Below are 18,533 nucleotides of genomic sequence, written 5' to 3' on the forward strand. Positions count from 1 at the left end.
CGCTGCGAGAATTGCTCACCCGCTGCGCCGATCTGCTCGACTCCGTCCGCCCCGAATCCGCGCCGAAAATAGCTCCCGGGCGGCGGCAGCAGCTGATTCAGCGCCGCTTCGGCAGCAGACTCTCGAATGCGCTGTCCACCAACGCCCTCCGCTGGGCCTCGGTGCTCGGCAGCGCGTCGGGGGAGACGCGGGCCAGTTGGTTGAAGCCGTGGTAAATGCTCACGGCGACAACAGCTCTGGTCCGCGCCTGCCCGGCGGTGAGCCCCATTTCACGCAGCAGTTCCGCGACGTATTCGATGCGGCGGTCCGCGGCTCGGCGCAATGTCGCGGCGACCGCCGCCTGGTCCGCCGAGGCCAGTAGCGCCAATTCGATGCGTCCGGTGGCCGCATAGTCGATGACGTGGGCGAAGAGTCGATGCAATCGCTCGGCTGGGTCGGGCTCGACGCTGATCTCGGCGATCACATTGTCGGTGCTGCGCTGCTCCCAGCGCGCGAGTGCCGCGTCGATGAGGGCCGCGCGGTCCTTGAAGTGCCAGTAGAAGCTGCCCTTGGTGGTGCCGAGCCGCTTGGCGATGGGCTCGACGGCGACCGCCGCCAGACCCCCCTCCGCCAGCGCGTCCAGCGCGGCATGCGCCCAGTCGGTGGCGCTGAGCCGTGTCCTCGCGGTCGCATCCCCTTGTGCCATTTCCATACGCTATCGTATGGTCATTCCATACGCTACCGTATGGGTTATTGGAGGAATGCGATGCCGACTTATGGGCGAGTCGAAATTCCCGAGCGCGCGGCCTTGGCGCGCTCGTCGGGGACCGATTGGGATTACATCGATTCCTACGAAATTGCGTTGCCACCCGGCGCGCCGACCGATCCTCGGGAATGGACCCGAAAGATATTCTTCGGCAGGCCTTTTCCCGATCGCGAAAGCGATGAGCATGAGCACGTGACCGCCGATGCGATGACGGTCCTCGACTTTGTCGTCTCGGTTCTCGTCGACGGCGGCACGGTCACCATCACCTCGCTGGTCAAATATCGAAATCGCTGGGGCCGAAGGTATTTCGCGGTCGTGCGCCCATTCCATCGTCGACTCGTGCCATTGATGCTCGCGCGCGCCGCCCGCGGTTTCGCCGCCGCCCGCTGACGCGCCGCGCCAAACGGATGCGGCGACGACTACGCGCGATAGTCGTAGGCTGAACCCATGTCCGGCTACATACGCGGTGTGCTCTACGACATCGACGGCGTGCTGGTGACTTCTTGGCGAACGCTCGACGACGCGGTCGACGCCGTGCGTCGCGTGCGCGAAAGTGGTTTGCGCCGAAGGTTTCTCACCAATACCACGTCCCGCACCTGCGACGAGATCGCCGAGCGGCTGCGGGATGCCGGATTCGAGGTCGATGCCGCGGAGATCGTCACCGCCGCCCGGCTCACCGGTGAGTATGTCGGCCGCCGCTACCCGGATGCGGCAGTGTGGGTGCTCAATCACGGTGATATCGAGGCCGATCTCGCCGAGTTGACACTCGACGACGAACATCCGGATGTCATCGTAATTGGCGGCGCCGGTGCGGAATTCACCCATGACGCGCTGAGCCGGGTGGCCGAACTGATGCTGGACGGTATCCCGGTCGTGGCGATGCACGGCGGCCTGACCTGGGCCACCGAGACCGGACTCCGCATCGATGCAGGCGCGTACCTGCCGGGTCTGGAGGCGGCGGGCAATGCCGGGATCGCGGTGGTCGGCAAGCCCGCGGCGGCCGGATTCCGTACCTGCGCGGACCTTATGGGCCTCGATCCGGCCGAGGTGCTGATGATCGGTGACGATTTGCACTCCGATGTGCTTGCCGCCCAACAGGTCGGTATGACCGGAGTTCTGGTGCGTACCGGCAAATTCCGGCCCGCCGTTCTCGCGGCGGCCTCGGCGGCGCCGGATCATGTCATCGATTCCGTGGCGGAACTGCCTGCGTTGTTGAAAGGCCTGTCGAAAGAATTATTCTAAAAATAGTCCTTCAAAAGATTTTCGGCGTGCCGAACCTCTCGGTATCCTCGAATTTGGCAAACAGCCAGTGAAGATCATCGTTGTGGCGATGAGATCGGAGATCGGCAGATCGCAAGCGCAATAGCAACCGCGCGGCCAACTTTCGGCTAACGACTATTCGGCTGCAGGTTGATACGAAGGGCCCGATCCATGACGAGGGGATCGGGCCCTTCGGTATTGTCTGCCCCAATGTCACAGGATGCGAATACGGGACGAATGTATGCCGGGCAACCCGTAGAGGACCGGCAACGTCAGCGGCGTGCGCGTTTTCTGGAATCGGGCCTGACGGTCTTTGCGCGCGACGGCTACGCCAATAGTTCGGTCGGCGCTATCTGTAAGGACGCCGGACTCTCCTCGAGACAGTTCTATGAGGAGTTCACCGGCCGCGAATCCCTCCTACTCGAGCTCTACGAGCAGATCGACAGGGAATCGCGCGAAGCGGTGACCGCCGCCCTCGAGAAGAAATCCGATGCGACCGCACTGGAGACCATAGATGCCTCGGTGCGCGCCTACGTCGGATCCATCGGCTCCGATCCGCGCAAGGCGCGGGTGGCGCTGGTGGAGGTCGTCGGCGCTGGGCCGAAGGTCGAGAAGTTCCGGCTGGAGCTGCGTCGCGTCTGGGGCTCGCTACTCGCCAGCGCCGCGGAGGATGCGGCCCTGCACGGCGAAATCCCAACGGGCGACTACGAGATGCGGGTGCTCGCCATCATCGGCGCGGTCAACTATGTGGTGGATTCCTGGAGCGGTTCGGATCCACGACCGCCACTAGATGACGTGATCCGGGTGCTCAGCCGCGTGATCATGGGTGCGGTCGGCGCGTAGTTCCGCCCCAGCGTCGGCTAGCGTGCGCTCTATGGAGACGGTTCCCATCCAGATGCCGGACGGCACCACCGTACCGGTGCGGCTGTTTCCGGCGAGCGGGGCGCATCGGCATCCGGTACGCCCCGATGCGCCGCGTCCGGTGGTGGTGATGGTGCCCGGCCTCGGTGTTCCGGCCGGTTACTACGAACTGTTCGCCCAGGAGCTGGCTGCGCGCGGCTTCGATATCGCGATCGGTGAGCTGCGCGGCGCGGGTGATAGTCGCCCGCGCCCGAGCGCCGCGAGCACCTTCGGCTACCACGAGCTGGTGTCGGTCGACTTCCCGGCGATCTTCTCGGTGGTGCGCGACCGCTTCCCGGACAGCACCCCGTATCTGCTCGGCCACAGCATGGGCGGTCAACTCGCGGTGCTGTACGCGTCGCGGATCCGGGGCCGCTTGGGCGGGCTGATCCTGATCGCCTCCGGTACCCCGTATCACCGTGGGTTCCGAGGCATTTCGGGTCCCGGCATGCTGGCCGGCGCCACGGCCATGTCGCTGACGGCCAATCTGGCCGGTTTCTGGCCCGGCGACCTGATCTCGCTCGGCGGCTTCGGACGCCAGTCCAAGGTGCTGGTGTCGGACTGGGCCCGACTGGCCCGCACCGGCCGTTTCGTGCCGGTCGATGCGGATATCGACTACGAGGAGCGGATCGCCAGACTGAAGCTGCCGGTGCTGTCCATCACGATTACCGGCGACGATGTCGCACCGAGCAGTTCGGCCGCGCACCTGCTGGCCAAGATGCCCTCGGCCGAGGTGACCACCTGGGAGCAGCCGGAACCGTTGGGGCACAACGGCTGGATCCGTCGGTACGGCAGCACGGTCGATCAGATCGAGAAGTGGCTGCGGAACCGCTGATCGGACGGAGTCAACGCTATGAATGCCTTCTATCTGCCCGACTCCTCGGACCCGGATCTGTTTCATTCCACCGAGCTCACCCGGGGGCCGTGGTCGCCGAATGCCCAGCACGGCGGGGCGCCGTCGGCTCTTGTGGGGCATGTGATCGAACGGTGCGAACCTCGACCAGGGTGCCGGATCGCTCGGGTCACGGTGGAGTTTCTCGGGCCTGTGCCGATTGCGCCGCTGCGAGCCCAGGCGCGAGTCACCCAGGCGGCGGCCCGAGTCGGCCAGCCGGGGCGCAGCGTCGAACTGATCGAGGCCACACTGAGATCCGACCACGGACCGGTGCTGAAGGCCACCGCTTGGCGGCTGCGGCAGCTGGAGCCAGAGCTGGATGTGCTGGCCGAGATACCCGCGGCCGGTCCGCTGCCTGGCCCGGATACCGTGACGCCGGGCCCGGATCACAGCTTCCCGAGCACGCAACTGGTTGGATTCCACACCGGCGTCGAATACCGTTTCGTCTCAGGCGCATTCCGGACCCTCGGCCCAGCCGTGTGCTGGATTCGTCTGCGCTACCCGATCGTGGCCGGCACCTCACCCAGCCAGTTGCAGCGGACCCTTGCCGCCGCCGACTTCGGGAACGGGGTCAGCTCCGTCCTGCCATGGGATCGATACTTTTTCATCAATACCGATCTCACAGTGACCCTGCACCGCCACCCCGCCGGCGAATGGGTATGCCTGGACGCGGTCACCTACCCAGAACGCGGTGGCATCGGCTTGGCCGAGTCCCGCCTGCTCGATGAGAAGGGCCCGATCGGGCGCAGCACCCAGACGCTACTACTCGGCACACGCTGAGCCGCACGGCAACGACCAGCTGTGGCCCGTCGAAGGCGCTAAGTGGGGTCGGCGATTTCGCCGAGGTGTCTGCTGAATCCGTCGAGCATTGCGGTGAGGCCGATGTCGAAGTGGTCGGTGTCGACAGTGGCGTCGGCGGCTGCGGCGAGGGCGTTGTAGTCGGGTGCGTTCGGGGTGGGTTTGCGGCTGCGTTGGGCGGCCACGGAGTGGCTCAGGATGTGTCCGACTACGTATTCGCGCAGGCAGCGGGCGAATTGCAGGGCTACGGCGGGGGTGAAGCCGACGTCTTGTAGCCGTTCGAGCATCCAGTTTCCGGTTTCGATCGCCGCGGCGCTGCGGACCGGTCTCGTTGCGAAGATCGGTACGGCATTCGGGTGTCGGCGCAGTGTGGAACGTAGTCGATGGGCGTAGGCGCTCATCAGCTCCGGCCAATCTTGCTGCCACGGTAGGGTTTCCATCTCCAGTTCGTCGAACATCGCTTCGGCGATGCCATCGAACAGGTCCTGCTGGTCGGTGAAGTGCCGGTAGGCCGCCATCGGGTCCGCCCCGAGTGCCGCACCCAATTTCCGCATGGTGAAGCCGTCGAGCCCCGCGGTATCGATGACGGTCAAAGCCACCGCGGCGATGTAATCGCGGTTCAGCGCGGTCCGGGTACTCGGCTGCCCGCGTCGACCTGTTCGGCTCATCGCAAGGTCCTTTCGTCCATTTCGTCGAACAGTTCGAGCAGCCGATCGACGAACTCCTCCGGCTGCAACTGATAGGGCACATGCCCATAAGGGAATTCCACACAGTCCCGGCCGAGTTCGCCAGCCAGTGCGTGGGTGGCGACGTAGTACGGCTTGCCGACGCTGTCGCGTCCGGCGGCGAGTCGCCAGGGCACCGCGACCTTCCGGAGGGCGGACAGGTCCGGGCGGTAGTCGAACAAGAAGGCGGGCAGTTCGCGGCGGAGCAGCAGGTCGGCATTGTTCAGCTGGCGGGTCATGGTCGAGGGGTGAGCTCGAGTGATTCGCCGCAGCGCGGCTCCGATCGACAATGAAATCCGACTACCGCCCGCCATCAAGGCCTGTCCGAAGTTCGATCGCAATACCCGCGGCACATTCGGCATCGTCATGACACCGAATGCGGCGAACGCGCGCAGCGGGCTTTTCTCGGTCGCGAGTTTTAAGAGCTCGGCGATCTCCGATCGTGCTGGACTCGTCTCCGGCAGCAACTGAACGACCGGTGCTTCGTGCACGATCGCGTCGGTAAGCCGGTCGGCGTGCGCGGCGAGCAGTTCCAGCGCGATGATCGCCCCGCCACTGTTGCCGAAGATATGGGCGCGGTCGATGGCGTAGGCGTCGAGGATCGCGATGACATCGGCCGCCTGCGTCGCGACATCGATCGCGGCGTGCGGATCGGTGAACGGGCTGCGTGAATTGCCACGTCGGTCGAAGGTGATGACGCGGTAGCGGTCGGCCAGTAGCGGTACGACCGCCTCGTACATTCCGGCGTCGCCGCCGCCGCCGGAGATGAGGACCAGATCCGGTCCGGTTCCGGCCGATTCGGTATGCAGTCGCGCGCCGGTGGTCTCCACGATTCGTACGGCGGTTTCGGGCATCGCGGATCTCTCGTTCGTCATGTCTACAACGTAGACTAAGTCTGCGTTGTAGACAAGGGCGCAAAAAAATCGGCCCGGTGCAGCGCTGCACCGGGCCGGGATGCGGCTCAGGCGGACCGCTCCATCAGCGTCTGGGTGAAGAACTCGTAGATGAGTCCGGCCTGGAACGCCGACTGCTTGTTGTCGGCCGCGCCGCCGTGGCCACCCTCGATATTCTCGTGGTACCAGACGGTGTGGCCCTGTTCCTCCAGCAGCGCCGCCATCTTGCGGGCGTGCCCCGGGTGGACTCGGTCGTCGCGGGTGGAGGTGGTCAGCAGGATCGGCGGGTAGGACGCGTCGGCGCGCACGTTCTGGTAGGGCGAGTACTTGCTGATGTACTCCCACTCCTCGGGCTTATCCGGATCGCCGTATTCGGCCATCCAGGACGCACCGGCCAGCAGCAGGTGATACCGCTGCATATCGAGCAGCGGGACCTGGCAGACAATGGCGCCGAACAGTTCCGGATAGCGCGTCAGCATGACGCCCATGAGCAGGCCGCCATTGCTGCCGCCGACGGCACCCAGCTGCTCATGTGTGGTGATGCCGCGGGCCACCAGATCCTTGGCGATCGAGGAGAAGTCCTCATAGACCTTGTGCCGGTTGGCCTTCTGCGCCGAGGTGTGCCACTGGGGGCCGTATTCACCGCCGCCACGGATATTGGTCATCACCCAGGTGCCGCCGCGTTCCAGCCAGCCCATGCCGGAGGCGCCGCCGTAGCCGGGGGTGCGTGATACCTCGAAGCCGCCGTAGCCCGACATCACCGTCGGACCAGGAGTGCCCTTTCGGTCGCGATGGCGGATCACGAAGTACGGCACCATGGTTCCGTCATCGGAGCGCGCGAAGAACTGCTCGGTCTCGATGCCGTCGGCGTCGAAGAAGCCCGGTTCCTGTTTGAGTTGTTCGGTCCGGCCGCCGACCGCGCTGGCGAGCAGCGTGGCGGGAGTGGTGAATCCGCTTGTGGTCAGCATGAATTCGTCGCCGCCTTCGAGCGGGTCCAGATTCATCACGCTGGTGGTCGCCATCGGCGGGGTGTCGGCGAGTGGCTCCCTGTGCCAGCCGTCCGGGCCGGGCGTGAGGACGTAGAGCTTGGTCTGCACGTCCTCGAGGGTGATGAGCAGCAGATGGTTCTCGGTCCAGCCGTAGCCGTGCAGCGAGGTGTGCGCGTCGGGGGTGAAGATCACCTCGAATTCCCGTGCGCCGGAAAGGAACTTCTCGAAGTCGATGGCCAGCAGCGCACCGGCGGGGTAGGTCTTGTCCCCGATTTCCCACGGCGACTTCAGTCGCACCAGGAACCAATCCTTGTACCAGGATTCGCTGGCGTCGGTCGGCACCTCGAGATGCCGCAGACTGCCGTCGCTTTCGAGCAGGTACACCTCTTCGTTGAAGAAGTCGGTGGCGCGGCCCACGAAATGCCGTTCATAGCCGGGCGTGCGGTCATAGCCGGCCGCGACCGAGACGTCGTCTACCTCGCCCTCGAATACCGTTTCGGCCTCGGTGATCGGGGTGCCGCGCCGCCAGCGCTTGGCGATGCGCGGGTAGCCGGAATCGGTGAGCGAACCCGGACCGAAATCGGTGCCGACATACACCGAGTCGATATCGATCCAGCGGATATCGGATTTCGCCTCGGACAGGAAGTAGCCGCCGTCGGCGGGATCGATGAATTCCCTTGTTTCGATATCGAATTCGCGAATGACCTTGGCATCCGCGCCGCCGCGGGACAGGCTGATGAGCGCGCGCGACTGTTCTGGCCGCAGCACCGCGGCACCGCCCCACACCCAGTTCTCGCCCTCCGTGGTGCCGAGCGCGTCCAGGTCGATCAGCACATCCCAGTCCGGCGCTTCCTTGGCGTATTCGGCGAAGGTGGTGCGCCGCCACAGCCCGCGCGGATGTTCGGCATCGCGCCAGAAGTTGTAGAGCCAGTGGCCGCGCCGGCCCGGGTAGGCGATCTTGGTATCGGTGTCGAGCATGTCCAGGATGCGCTGCTCGAGCTCGGTGAAACGATCGGAGCTGGCGAAACGCTCGACGACCACCTCGTTGTGCGCGCGGGCGAAGTCGAGGGCCCGCTCATCGGTTACTTCTTCGAGCCACAGGTAGGGATCGGTCACAGTGTGTTCAACGCCCGTCATGTCCACATTGTTGCCGAGCGTCTGGTAAATGTGAGACACCACCCGAAGAATCGGGCAATTCGGGCACACTGTTACCGGTTGCCCAACATGTGTCAAGGTGTGACATCCGTACCGGTCGGCTCAGTACGATCGCTGCTCCGATACCGATCCGAGTGGAAGGTGGCCGGGTTTGCCACAATTTCTCTGGGAGCAGCACTGCTGCCTGCCATTATCGCATTCCGCGCGGATCGCAGATCTGGCACGCTATCCGCTCGGGTCGTATTTATCGGTGAACGTCGGGTATTCGCGGCAGTCGACCGCGGATTCGCTGGCGCTGCTGCACAAGTTCCGCCGGGGTGCGCTGGGCGACGATCGCTTCCGGCTGGTCGAGCGGTTCCCCGATATCGGTGCCGCCGACACCATTTCGCTGGCCTTCGACCTGGAGGATTCCGGACCGCTCGGCGGCGACCCGGATAGCCTCGAGATGTTCTATGAACTGGGCGTCCGCTCGATGCTGCCGACCTACAACCACGCCAATGCGGCCGGTTGTGGCTGTTTGGATGCCGACGACACCGGACTCACCGCCTATGGCCGAGATCTGGTGCGCAAACAGAACGAGGTCGGCATATTCGTCGACGGTTCGCACTGCTCCCGGCGCACCGGGCTGGACCTGGCCGAATGCACCGAGGTTCCGATGATCTATAGCCATTCCAATTTCGCGGCACTGTGGGCGCATCCGCGCAATATCACCGATGAACAGGCGCTGGCCTGTGCGCGCACCGGCGGAGTTATCGGAATCAATGGCGTGGGAATCTTCCTGGGGCAGAACGCGGTCGATGGCCGGGCCGAGCGGGTGGCGGCCATGGCCGCGCATATCGAATACGGCGCGGAGCTCGTCGGGATCGAACATATCGGCATCGGGTCGGACTACTCCTTCGATGCCGAGGATTTCAATGACATGCTCACGCAGGACCCGGGTGCGTTTTCCGACGCGTATACGAAATGGGGACCGTTGCAATGGGTGCCGCCGGAGGACCTCTTGGGGCTCGACGAACTACCCGGGCTGGACGCGGTACTCACCGATCGCGGATTCAGCGCGGCCGACCGAGCGGCGGTGTTCGGCGGCAACTTCGCCCGGGTCGCACAGCAGGTCTGGCGCGACTAGCACGCTGGCTCAGGCGCCGAGGTGTTCGGCCGCGACGCGCTTGGGGACGACCATGCGCCACGCCTCGATGACCAGTTCGGTCAACTCCGTCTCGTCGATGGCATCGAGGCGCACCCGGACCCAGTTGTATCGCTCATCGCGTGGCAGTGGCATCAAGAACTTGTCCGGCTCACCCGCGACCAGCGCCACCCGCTCCTGCCTGGGAAAGGCGAAACCCATCCGGTTCTCGTCCGTGGACAGCGCCAGGTACACGATGCGGCCAACCCGGAACTTGACCCGGTCCCGCACCAGCGCCTCGGTCGTTCGCGGCAGGCTCAGCGCGATCCGGCGTACGTCATCGGAGGTCACCACCGGCCCAATTATCGTCAGCCGGGCCGAACCGGCCGCGGTCGCCATCGCGTAAATAATGTTCACCGCACTGACGATTCCGCCTGGTGCGCCACTCATGGATGCAGATCCAGCTCGAGAGCTGATCGCTATCAGTGCTGCTGGCGGCGCGAGGGGTTTAGTTCACCGCCACCGTGTGTCGCAGCCGCCGGCCTAGGTATCGCAGCCCGTTGCAGTTATCCGGTCGCAGGAAAGTCGCGATGCCATGTGGCGCGCGTCTCATAGTTGCAGGGGGACGGTGGGTGCAGTTTGCTCCACGGAGTTAGGCTCGACGACGTGACTTCCCATTACGACGTTGTCGTTCTCGGTGCCGGACCTGGCGGTTATGTCGCCGCCATCCGCGCGGCACAACTTGGCCTCCGTACCGCGATCGTCGAGCAGAAGTATTGGGGTGGTGTCTGCCTCAATGTGGGCTGCATCCCTTCCAAGGCGCTGCTGCGCAACGCGGAACTCGCGCATATCTTCACCAAGGAAGCCAAGACTTTCGGCATCTCGGGTGAGGTGAACTTCGACTTCGGTGTCGCGTTCGACCGCAGCCGCAAGGTCGCCGACGGCCGGGTCAAGGGCGTCCACTTCCTGATGAAGAAGAACAAGATCGACGAGTTCGACGGTAAGGGCACCTTCACCGACGCGAACACCCTCTCGGTCGCCCTGTCCAGCGGCGGTACCGAGACGATCACCTTCAGCAATGCCATCATCGCCACGGGCACCGTCACCAAGCTGCTGCCGGGCACCTCGCTCAGCGCGAATGTGGTGACCTACGAGGAGCAGATCCTCACCCGCGACCTGCCCGGTTCCATCCTCATCGTCGGTGCGGGCGCGATCGGCATGGAGTTCGGCTACGTCCTGAAGAACTACGGCGTCGACGTGCGCATCGTGGAGTTCCTGGACCGTGCGCTGCCGAACGAGGACGTGGACGTCTCCAAGGAGATCACCAAGCAGTACAAGAAGCTCGGCATCACGATCACCACCAGTGCGGCCGTGCAGTCTATCGACGACGACGGTTCGAAGGTCACCGTGTCGATCAAGGACAACAAGACCGGCAACCTGGAGACGGTCACCGTCGACAAGGTGCTGCAGGCCGTCGGCTTCGCGCCCCGGGTCGAGGGCTACGGCCTGGAGAACACCGGTGTCGCGCTCGAGCGCGGCGCCATCGTCATCGACGACAATATGCGCACCAATGTGCCGCACATCTACGCCATCGGTGACGTGACCGCGAAGCTGCAGCTCGCCCATGTCGCGGAGGCTCAAGGCGTCGTTGCCGCGGAGACCATCGCCGGTGCGCCGACGGTCACCCTCGGCGACTACCGGATGATGCCGCGCGCCACCTTCTGCCAGCCGCAGGTCGCCAGCTTCGGTCTCACCGAGCAGCAGGCCAGGGATGAGGGCTACGACGTGAAGGTCGCCACCTTCCCGTTCACCGCCAATGGCAAGGCGCACGGCCTCGGTGATCCGACCGGTTTCGTCAAGCTCGTCGCCGACGCCAAGTACGGCGAACTGCTCGGCGGCCACCTCATCGGACCGGACGTCTCCGAGCTGCTGCCGGAGATGACCCTGGCCCAAAAGTGGGACCTGACGGTCAATGAGCTGATCCGCAATGTCCACACCCACCCGACGTTGAGCGAAGCCCTGCAGGAAGCGTTCCACGGCCTCGCGGGTCACATGATCAACTTCTGATCCGTATCGAAAGCGGTGGTGTTCGGGCCGAAAGGTCTAGGCACCACCGTTTTTTCTTTGGAGCGCAACGATGCGACGCAAGTGGTTGATCGGTAGCGCGCTGGTACTCGTGGTGGTGTTGGCGCTGGTGGTCGGCGGCTATTACCTGATGAACTCGCGCACCTTCCAACTGGCGGGGCGATTGGTGAACCGAGTCGATACGACCGACAAGGTGGTTGCGCTGACCCTGGACGACGGGCCGACCGAAAAAGCGCCCGAAGTGCTGAAAGTTCTTGCCGAAGCCGGTATTCCGGCTACCTTCTATCTGATGGGCCGCGATTTGGCCGCACATCCGGAGTACGGCAGGGCCATCGCGCAGGCCGGTCACGAAATCGGCAATCACACCTACAGCCATCGCCGCATGGTGTTCGTGTCCGGCGATACCGTCCGCGACGAGATCGAACGAACCGACGCGGAAATCGCGAAAACCGGTTACCAGGGCCCGATCACTTTCCGCCCGCCCTACGGCAAGAAGCTCCTGGCCCTCCCGAAATACCTCTCCGACCACGATCGCACGACGATCACCTGGGATGTGGAACCGGACTCGGGTAGACAGGCGAGCACCGACGCCATTGTCGCCGAGACCGTTGCCGAGGTGCGGCCGGGTTCCATTGTCCTACTGCACGTCATGGGCCAGTGGAATGAATCCCTTGCCGCCATCCCGCGCATAGTCGGCGAACTCCGTTCCGCGGGTTATCAATTCGTCACGGTGTCGGATCTGCTGAAGCAGTGCGGTCAGAGCATGCCGTAGGCATGGGTGGGGGTCAGGCGGACGAGAGCGCGGTGGTCGGTGACCATGGCCTTGCGGTATTCGTCCCAGTCGGGGTGCTCGCCCGCGCCCGCTCGATAGTAGGCGACCAATTCGTCGACGGCTGCGTCATTGGGGTCGGCGGCGACGGGGGTGAGGTCGACAGTGCCCTCGATGACGGCGTAGGCGTAGAAGTCGTCGCGGGTGACGTGGATCGCGGCCCATGGATCGCGCACCAGGTTGTGGTACTTGGCCCGGTCGGCGGTGATGGAAATGCGAATGATCCCGTCGTCACCCACCACATGCAGCACATTGGATAGCTGTGGGCGGCCATTGCGCCGAATAGTCGTGAGCACGGACCGCTTGATGGTCCGCGCGAAATCAACAGCCGAAGAAATTTCCATACCAACACCAACCCATCGCAACCGCCCGATCTTCCCTGCCCGCACGGCTGGTCAGTTGATCACCATGCAGTGGTTGCGGCATGGCCGAGAGGCAGCGCATGACGGTTACCGACCAATTCGGGCCGGGTGTCATTCGCGGTGTTAGGCGGCTTGGGCCTCGCGGACTCGGGGCGCGCGCTCGAGCAGGCCGGTTACTGCTCGGCCGTCCCTCTGCTCCCGCCGTCGAGGTCTTCCGCGCTGCCCTCGCCTGAAGCTTCCACCGGGCTTGCGCGCCGCCGCGGCAATACCTTGATGCGCCGTGCCGGCCCGTTGCGCGGCAAAGGAATTAGCTGGTCGGAGCGTCGAAATCGCACGCGGCTGGCGTGATGAATTCAGGGAGGTTCACCGGGCTTGCGTGGCGCGAGGCTGTGTAAGCCCGGTGTGTGTCAACGGAATTGGTCCTCTGACGCTACCCGGGTCGCACGCCTGCTTCTGGCATGGTGTGCGACCTCGACGCCCATCAGACCCACTGCACCAGTTGCAGGATGATGCCGTTCGGATCGGCCGTCTGGAAATAGCGCTCGCCCCAGGGTTCGGTTTCGATCGGGGTGACGATCGGCACGCCCTCGCGCTGGAGCCGCTCGTACTCGGCATCGATACCGTCCACCACGAAGGCGACCAGTAGGCCCTCGCCGGCACTCCCCGCCTTGTCTTTCGGTTTGAAGCTGCCGAGACCGGTGCGCAGGTAGCACAGGTTGAAACCGGCGTCGGGGCGAGCGACCGAGACGAAACCGTCGGCCGACATCTGCTCGGTGAAGCCGAAGTGGTCGATGGCGAACTTCGCCGACGCCTCCGGGTCGGCGACATTGAGCGAGATGGCGGAAGCGGTGATATTCACAAGGTCCTCCTCGGAGTTGGCATCAAGTACTGTACTTAGTACGATGTACTTTGTACAGAAATTTCCGACCGGCCGCATTGTCATGTGGACCACACCGATACGATCGGCTTCCGCGGCGCGTAAATGAGGAGGCGGCATGGCTGAGCAATCACGGGACCGCAGCGGTGCGGGCGATCCAATGCGGACGTTGGCACTGCTGTGGCGCGTGCCCGCGGCCTCGGTGCGTGGACCGAAACAGCGCAGCAGTGTGGATGCCGTGGTCACGGCGGCCATCGAAATCGCGGATGCGAAGGGGATCGGCGCGCTCACCATGCGAGCCGTCGCCACCAAGCTGGGGCTCACGCCCATGGCCACCTACACCTACGTGCCGGGCAAGGCGGAACTCGTCGACCTCATGCTGGATGCGGTCTACCAGGAGATATCGCGTGCCGACCTGACCGATCTACCCTGGCGCGATCGCGTCGCGACGATCGCCGCCGAGAATCGCGCCATGCTGGTCCGCCACCCGTGGGTCGCCTATCTGCCGACCACGCGGCCGCCGCTCGGCCCGGGCGTCGCCGCTAAATATGAACACGAACTGCGCGCTTTCGACGGTCTCGGCCTCGGTGATCTCGAGATGGACGCCGCCGTCACCTATGTCGTCGGCTTCGTCACTTCGGTGGCTCGCATCGCCATCGACACCGAACGCGCCGCCGCCGATAGCGCCATATCCGACGGGCAATGGTGGGAGCGCGCCGCCCCGCTATTGGCTCAGTTCTTCGACGCCGAGCGCTACCCGCTGGCCGCCCGCATCGGCGCGGTCGCCGGGCAGGCGCACGATTCCGCCTACAGCGCCGACGATGCTTACGAATTCGGTCTGGCTCGAGTCCTGGACGGGCTGGCGGATCTCGTCGAAAACCGCTGAGCCGCAAGGGCTACTGATCGTCGGTTTCGTTGGGCGGCTCCGGATGCCGCGGGGCATCCGCACCGCCGGGAAGCGTGAAGGTTGCGATCGCGATGGACAGAAGAATGAATCCCGCCATGATCAACACGAGACTGATGGTCATGACGCCCCCTTTCTCCTTGAGCCGACAGTTAATTGTCAGCTAGCTTGACGGAGGGTTTCCGATCTCGGTGTCATCACGCTATGGCGTGCAACACACTGCGGTTGTGGGTCTCGAAGACTGTGGTTGTTCCGATGTGCTGCATGACGATGGGCATGAGAATCGTCATTCTGTGCGTGCCGAGTTTCAGTTTAGGAGCTATCGGCGGTGATCGCTATGGAATTGCTACTTCGAGAATGAGCGGCGTCGGCGCGAATAGCAAACCGCGCGCCAACGCCGGGGTTCGTCAAACGCCGTCGCGCTGGATCCGCAATGTGGTGATGGTCGCGGCCAGTCCGTCGTACTGATTGATGAGCAGCACGATTTCGATCAGGCTGCGCTCGTCGTAATGCTCGGCGAGGGCGGTCCAGGTGGCGTCGTCGATATCGCGGGTTTCGACCAACCTGTCGACGGCGGTGAGCAGCGCGCGATGCTTATCCGACCAGCCGACGGCGGTGGGCCCGGTGCGAACCCGGTCCAGGATCTCCGGTGTGACACCCGCCCGCCGGCCGAGGCGAATGTGATGGTCCATTTCATACGCGCAGTCGCGCAGCTTGGCGACGCGCAGGATGACCAGCTCGGATTCATGCCGGGGCAGGTGGCCGCCCGGCATCAACCGTCCGGAGAAGTGCAGCCAGCCGCGGAACAGTCCCCCCGTGCGGCCGAGTGTGCTGAACAGGTGTGCGTCGTCTGTCCCCGCCGCACGCGAAAGTATCTGCCAGACAACCCAATTGAGCGGGCCGAGCTCCCGGAGCCGACCGGGTGAAATGCGTGGTTGCAACGCCGGAACCATGCTTGTGCCTCCTTGTCCGTCGCCGGTGGCGGGATCCGTCCTGCTGGATCGGATCCGAGCGTACTAGCGGGTAGGTCCGTGATCGCCGGAGGATCGTGCTGATCTTCTCGGCTTTCCGGTGGTTTTCGCGGCGATGGCGGGTCATCATCAGTACCGGCGCGGTGGATGGTGGGGCGCCGGTTCGAACCGGATGAGGCAGGGAATACGCGATGCTGGTGAAGATCAAGACCGGAGCGAATCTCTCCGGTGCCGAACAGGAGTTCGTCGAATGCCTGCGGTCGTATCCGACGACTGGTGTCGCATTGGTCGGTTTGGAGGTCGGCGAGAACGGGTCGCGCCGGGTCGACGCGGTCATCCTGACCCCGCGCGGCATTACCGTGATCGATATCAAGGGCTTCCAACGCCGCCAGAGCGGGATCCTGAACATTCCGGGCGACGGTCCATGGACGATCAGCGCGGAGCCCGCCGACTTGGACGAGGAGATCTCCGGCAATCCCGTCGATCAGCTGGAACATAGCGTGCATGCGGTAAAGACACGGCTGGAGCGGGCACTGGTCGATCCGGGCCACATCTGCGGCGCCGTCGTGCTCATGCCGTTCCGCGGGGTCGCGGTGCGGCCGGCTCGGACCAATCTGCGCCCCGGCATGGATATCATCGTCGCGAATGTCCGTGATGCGACCGAACTCCGCATCTACCTCGAGGGTTTCTCCGCCGGACCGCGCAGCTGGACCGCGGATCGGGTCGTCGCCACCTGTGCTGCGCTCGGCGCCACCGAAAAGCCTTTCCGCGCCGAGCTGCTCGCCGACGGCTTCGACGAGGTGCAGCCCAAAGCGCCATCGCTGTCAGCGCGTGAGATGCGCCAGCACGCCATCCCCGCGCCGCTGCCGCCGAGCAGGCGGCAGACGGCCGCGGGGTGGGCAGTCTTCGCGGTTGCCCTGGTCGGAATGGTTGTGGTCCTCATCGTGATCACGAGTTCGCTCGCCCACGATTCGGCCCATCCGGCCCGCGAACCGGATACCTCGACGACGAGCGTGACGCCCTCGCCGCCGCCGTACCACCCGATCGAGTGCTGGCCCCTGCAGCAGAACTGCTGATCCGGTCGGATCAGAATGCGGCTTCGTCCAAATCCATGATGTCGTTATCGATCTCGGCGATAATCTTCTTCATCGCGGTCAGTTGCGGCAGCACGTTCTTCGCGAAGAAGCTCGCGACGGCAACCTTTCCGGAATAGAACGCCCGATCCTTCTCCGGCGCTTCGGCGGCCAGTGCGGCGGCCGCGATCTCGGCCTGCACCAGCAGTCGCCAGGCGATGAGCAGATCGCCGACCGCGAGCAGGAAGCGCACCGAACCGAGCCCGACCTTGTACAGCTGCTTCGGATCCTGCTGGGACGCCATCAGATACCCGGTCAGCGTGGCCGCCATCGCCTGCACATCGGCCACCGCGGTGGCCAGTAGCGCCCGCTCGGTCTCGAAGCGGCTGGTCTTCGCCTCCAGGAAGGCGGTGATCTGCCCGTTGACGTGGGCGAGCGCCACACCCTTATCCCGAATGATCTTGCGGAAGAAGAAGTCCTGCGCCTGGATGGCGGTGGTGCCCTCGTAGAGCGAGTCGATCTTCGCGTCGCGGATGTACTGTTCGATCGGGTAGTCCTGCAGATAGCCGGAGCCACCCAGTGTCTGCAGCGATTCGGTCAGGTACTGGTAGGCCCGCTCGGAACCGACACCCTTGACGATCGGCAGCAGCAGATCGTTGACCTGGTGCGCCAATTCGGCGTCCGCACCCGAAACCAGCTGCGCCACATCGGCATTCTGATGGGCGGCGGTGTACAGGTAGATGGCGCGCAGACCCTCGGCGTACGCCTTCTGCATGGCCAGGCTGCGGCGGACATCCGGGTGGTGGGTGATGGTGACGCGCGGGGCGGACTTGTCGGTCATCTGGGGCAGGTCCGCACCCTGCACGCGCTGCTTGGCGTAGTCGAGCGCGGTGAGATAACCGGCGGACAGCGTGCCGGCGGACTTGATGCCGACCATCATGCGGGCGTTCTCGATCACCTGGAACATCTGTGCGATGCCGTTGTGCACCTCGCCGACCAGCCAGCCCCTGGCGGGCACCTCGGTAGCGCCGAAGGTCAGCTCACAGGTGGGCGAGGACTTCAGACCCATCTTGTGCTCGACACCGGTCACGTAGACGCCATTGCGGTCGCCCAGCTCCAACGTCTCGTGATCGAACAGGAATTTCGGCACATAGAACAGCGAGAGCCCCTTCGTGCCCGGGCCGGCTCCCTCCGGGCGAGCCAGCACCAGATGGAAGACATTCTCGGCGGTCTCGCCGACATCGCCGCCGGAGATGAAGCGTTTGACGCCCTCGATATGCCAGGAGCCGTCCTCCTGCTCGATGGCCCTGGTGCGGCCCGCACCCACATCGGAACCGGCATCCGGCTCGGTCAGCACCATGGTGCCCGCCCAGCCGCGCTCGTAACCCTTTGTGGCCCACTGCTTCTGCTGTTCGGTGCCGACATTGAACAGCACCGAGGACATCGCCGGGCCTATATTGAAGAAGCTCGCCGCCGGGTTGGCGCAGCTGAGCATCTCGTTGATCGACCAGATCACCGCGGCGGGCGCGGGTGTGCCGCCCATCCCCTCCGGCATGCCGAGCCGGCTCCAGTCGGCCTCGTGCACGGCCTGGACCGTCTTGCGTAGCGGCTCGGGCACCGAAATCGAGAAGGTGGCCGGATCGTAGACCACCGGGTCGCGGTCGGCCGCGGCGAAGGAGTCCGCCACCGGGCCCTCGGCCAGCCGCTTCACCTCGGACAGGATCTCCCGCACGGTTTCCGAATCGAGATCGCCATAGGCATCCGTATCCAGGAGCTTGTCCAGTCCCAACACCTCGAATAGGTTGAACTCGATATCCCTGACGTTCGCCTTGTAGTGACCCACCGGTCCTCCTCGACTCACGCCTCCGCGACCTGGCAGCCACGGGATCGGCGTTTTGACGTTGTACAAAAGGAGCCTGCCGTACCGCTGTCTTGCTACGCAACCGTAGCCA

General features: G+C 64.7%; 20 protein-coding genes. 10 read left to right on the plus strand and 10 right to left on the minus strand.

Going from position 1 to position 18,533, the window contains the following annotated elements; genetic code table 11:
• Positions 1–97: 97 nt before the first annotated feature.
• On the minus strand, positions 98–691 hold the full coding sequence (locus AB0L63_RS14625) for a TetR/AcrR family transcriptional regulator (protein WP_364499790.1): 594 nt from the start codon (positions 689–691) through the stop codon (positions 98–100).
• Positions 692–745: 54 nt separating this feature from the next.
• On the opposite strand from AB0L63_RS14625, the gene AB0L63_RS14630 reads away from it, so the two are divergent.
• From AB0L63_RS14630 to AB0L63_RS14650, 5 genes are all read left to right on the plus strand, one after another.
• Positions 746–1,135: a DUF2867 domain-containing protein gene (locus AB0L63_RS14630; protein WP_364499793.1), complete on the plus strand. Its 390-nt coding sequence runs from the start codon at positions 746–748 to the stop codon at positions 1,133–1,135.
• A 57-nt stretch (positions 1,136–1,192) separates the two neighbouring features.
• A complete protein-coding gene (locus tag AB0L63_RS14635; protein ID WP_364499796.1) occupies positions 1,193–1,987 on the plus strand; it encodes an HAD-IIA family hydrolase in 795 nt (264 codons plus the stop codon).
• A gap of 228 nt (positions 1,988–2,215) precedes the next feature.
• Positions 2,216–2,848: a TetR/AcrR family transcriptional regulator gene (locus AB0L63_RS14640; RefSeq protein ID WP_364499799.1), complete on the plus strand. Its 633-nt coding sequence runs from the start codon at positions 2,216–2,218 to the stop codon at positions 2,846–2,848.
• Between the two features lie 31 nt (positions 2,849–2,879).
• Complete coding sequence (locus tag AB0L63_RS14645) at positions 2,880–3,740, plus strand: alpha/beta fold hydrolase (protein ID WP_364499802.1); 861 nt, start codon at positions 2,880–2,882, stop codon at positions 3,738–3,740.
• A gap of 18 nt (positions 3,741–3,758) precedes the next feature.
• Complete coding sequence (locus tag AB0L63_RS14650) at positions 3,759–4,577, plus strand: thioesterase family protein (RefSeq protein WP_364499805.1); 819 nt, start codon at positions 3,759–3,761, stop codon at positions 4,575–4,577.
• A gap of 38 nt (positions 4,578–4,615) precedes the next feature.
• On the opposite strand, the gene AB0L63_RS14655 is transcribed toward AB0L63_RS14650, so the two are convergent.
• The 3 genes from AB0L63_RS14655 to AB0L63_RS14665 all read right to left on the minus strand — a co-directional run bounded on the left by AB0L63_RS14655 (position 4,616) and on the right by AB0L63_RS14665 (position 8,339).
• Positions 4,616–5,263 (minus strand): TetR/AcrR family transcriptional regulator C-terminal domain-containing protein, encoded by a 648-nt coding sequence (locus AB0L63_RS14655; RefSeq protein WP_364499808.1) that lies wholly within the window; start codon positions 5,261–5,263, stop codon positions 4,616–4,618.
• Positions 5,260–6,195 (minus strand): alpha/beta hydrolase, encoded by a 936-nt coding sequence (locus tag AB0L63_RS14660; RefSeq protein ID WP_364499811.1) that lies wholly within the window; start codon positions 6,193–6,195, stop codon positions 5,260–5,262. The genes AB0L63_RS14655 and AB0L63_RS14660 overlap by 4 nt, the downstream gene beginning before the upstream one ends.
• Positions 6,196–6,281: 86 nt before the next feature.
• Positions 6,282–8,339 carry a prolyl oligopeptidase family serine peptidase gene (locus AB0L63_RS14665; protein ID WP_364499813.1) on the minus strand — a complete coding sequence of 686 codons (2,058 nt, stop codon included), beginning with the start codon at positions 8,337–8,339 and terminating at the stop codon, positions 6,282–6,284.
• A 169-nt stretch (positions 8,340–8,508) separates the two neighbouring features.
• Here AB0L63_RS14665 and AB0L63_RS14670 point away from each other — a divergent pair, with 169 nt between their 5' ends.
• Positions 8,509–9,483, plus strand: a complete 975-nt coding sequence (locus AB0L63_RS14670; RefSeq protein ID WP_364499816.1) for a membrane dipeptidase — start codon at positions 8,509–8,511, stop codon at positions 9,481–9,483.
• Positions 9,484–9,492: 9 nt separating this feature from the next.
• On the opposite strand, the gene AB0L63_RS14675 is transcribed toward AB0L63_RS14670, so the two are convergent.
• A complete protein-coding gene (locus AB0L63_RS14675; RefSeq protein WP_364499819.1) occupies positions 9,493–9,930 on the minus strand; it encodes an MmcQ/YjbR family DNA-binding protein in 438 nt (145 codons plus the stop codon).
• Positions 9,931–10,146: 216 nt separating this feature from the next.
• Between AB0L63_RS14675 and lpdA the strand changes: the two genes are divergently transcribed.
• Together lpdA and AB0L63_RS14685 are read left to right on the plus strand one after the other, a co-directional pair.
• Positions 10,147–11,547, plus strand: a complete 1,401-nt coding sequence (gene lpdA / locus AB0L63_RS14680; RefSeq protein WP_364499822.1) for a dihydrolipoyl dehydrogenase — start codon at positions 10,147–10,149, stop codon at positions 11,545–11,547.
• Between the two features lie 70 nt (positions 11,548–11,617).
• Positions 11,618–12,337: a polysaccharide deacetylase family protein gene (locus AB0L63_RS14685; protein WP_364499825.1), complete on the plus strand. Its 720-nt coding sequence runs from the start codon at positions 11,618–11,620 to the stop codon at positions 12,335–12,337.
• On the opposite strand, the gene AB0L63_RS14690 is transcribed toward AB0L63_RS14685, so the two are convergent.
• Positions 12,322–12,738, minus strand: coding sequence for a PPOX class F420-dependent oxidoreductase (locus AB0L63_RS14690; protein WP_364499828.1), 417 nt, complete (start codon positions 12,736–12,738; stop codon positions 12,322–12,324). The two genes, AB0L63_RS14685 and AB0L63_RS14690, sit on opposite strands and share 16 nt — an antisense overlap.
• Before the next feature lie 499 nt (positions 12,739–13,237).
• Entirely contained in the window at positions 13,238–13,615 is a 378-nt protein-coding gene (locus AB0L63_RS14695; RefSeq protein WP_364499831.1) for a VOC family protein, read from the minus strand.
• A 136-nt stretch (positions 13,616–13,751) separates the two neighbouring features.
• Here AB0L63_RS14695 and AB0L63_RS14700 point away from each other — a divergent pair, with 136 nt between their 5' ends.
• Positions 13,752–14,519, plus strand: a complete 768-nt coding sequence (locus tag AB0L63_RS14700; protein ID WP_364499834.1) for a TetR/AcrR family transcriptional regulator — start codon at positions 13,752–13,754, stop codon at positions 14,517–14,519.
• 10 nt (positions 14,520–14,529) lie between these two features.
• On the opposite strand, the gene AB0L63_RS14705 is transcribed toward AB0L63_RS14700, so the two are convergent.
• Positions 14,530–14,661, minus strand: a complete 132-nt coding sequence (locus tag AB0L63_RS14705) for a hypothetical protein (RefSeq protein WP_364499838.1) — start codon at positions 14,659–14,661, stop codon at positions 14,530–14,532.
• Between the two features lie 283 nt (positions 14,662–14,944).
• The gene (locus tag AB0L63_RS14710; RefSeq protein WP_364500244.1) at positions 14,945–15,478 is read right to left on the minus strand and encodes a carboxymuconolactone decarboxylase family protein; all 534 of its coding nucleotides are present in this window, start codon (positions 15,476–15,478) and stop codon (positions 14,945–14,947) included.
• 221 nt (positions 15,479–15,699) lie between these two features.
• Between AB0L63_RS14710 and AB0L63_RS14715 the strand changes: the two genes are divergently transcribed.
• Positions 15,700–16,584 (plus strand): nuclease-related domain-containing protein, encoded by an 885-nt coding sequence (locus AB0L63_RS14715; RefSeq protein ID WP_364499840.1) that lies wholly within the window; start codon positions 15,700–15,702, stop codon positions 16,582–16,584.
• A 10-nt stretch (positions 16,585–16,594) separates the two neighbouring features.
• On the opposite strand, the gene AB0L63_RS14720 is transcribed toward AB0L63_RS14715, so the two are convergent.
• Entirely contained in the window at positions 16,595–18,424 is a 1,830-nt protein-coding gene (locus AB0L63_RS14720; protein WP_364499844.1) for an acyl-CoA dehydrogenase, read from the minus strand.
• Positions 18,425–18,533: the final 109 nt, after the last annotated feature.

Origin of the sequence: Nocardia sp. NPDC051990, from assembly GCF_040680755.1 — a bacterium.
In the GTDB taxonomy this organism is placed as follows: domain Bacteria; phylum Actinomycetota; class Actinomycetes; order Mycobacteriales; family Mycobacteriaceae; genus Nocardia.

What these genes read in the sequence shown, in the direction of transcription:
- AB0L63_RS14625 (WP_364499790.1), bottom strand. Translation starts at nt 691, where the DNA reads ATGGAAATGGCACAAGGGGATGCGACCGCGAGGACACGGCTCAGCGCC.
- AB0L63_RS14630 (WP_364499793.1), top strand. Translation starts at nt 746, where the DNA reads ATGCCGACTTATGGGCGAGTCGAAATTCCCGAGCGCGCGGCCTTGGCG.
- AB0L63_RS14635 (WP_364499796.1), top strand. Translation starts at nt 1,193, where the DNA reads ATGTCCGGCTACATACGCGGTGTGCTCTACGACATCGACGGCGTGCTG.
- AB0L63_RS14640 (WP_364499799.1), top strand. Translation starts at nt 2,216, where the DNA reads ATGTCACAGGATGCGAATACGGGACGAATGTATGCCGGGCAACCCGTA.
- AB0L63_RS14645 (WP_364499802.1), top strand. Translation starts at nt 2,880, where the DNA reads ATGGAGACGGTTCCCATCCAGATGCCGGACGGCACCACCGTACCGGTG.
- AB0L63_RS14650 (WP_364499805.1), top strand. Translation starts at nt 3,759, where the DNA reads ATGAATGCCTTCTATCTGCCCGACTCCTCGGACCCGGATCTGTTTCAT.
- AB0L63_RS14655 (WP_364499808.1), bottom strand. Translation starts at nt 5,263, where the DNA reads ATGAGCCGAACAGGTCGACGCGGGCAGCCGAGTACCCGGACCGCGCTG.
- AB0L63_RS14660 (WP_364499811.1), bottom strand. Translation starts at nt 6,195, where the DNA reads ATGACGAACGAGAGATCCGCGATGCCCGAAACCGCCGTACGAATCGTG.
- AB0L63_RS14665 (WP_364499813.1), bottom strand. Translation starts at nt 8,339, where the DNA reads ATGACGGGCGTTGAACACACTGTGACCGATCCCTACCTGTGGCTCGAA.
- AB0L63_RS14675 (WP_364499819.1), bottom strand. Translation starts at nt 9,930, where the DNA reads ATGAGTGGCGCACCAGGCGGAATCGTCAGTGCGGTGAACATTATTTAC.
- AB0L63_RS14685 (WP_364499825.1), top strand. Translation starts at nt 11,618, where the DNA reads ATGCGACGCAAGTGGTTGATCGGTAGCGCGCTGGTACTCGTGGTGGTG.
- AB0L63_RS14690 (WP_364499828.1), bottom strand. Translation starts at nt 12,738, where the DNA reads ATGGAAATTTCTTCGGCTGTTGATTTCGCGCGGACCATCAAGCGGTCC.
- AB0L63_RS14700 (WP_364499834.1), top strand. Translation starts at nt 13,752, where the DNA reads ATGGCTGAGCAATCACGGGACCGCAGCGGTGCGGGCGATCCAATGCGG.
- AB0L63_RS14705 (WP_364499838.1), bottom strand. Translation starts at nt 14,661, where the DNA reads ATGACCATCAGTCTCGTGTTGATCATGGCGGGATTCATTCTTCTGTCC.
- AB0L63_RS14715 (WP_364499840.1), top strand. Translation starts at nt 15,700, where the DNA reads ATGCTGGTGAAGATCAAGACCGGAGCGAATCTCTCCGGTGCCGAACAG.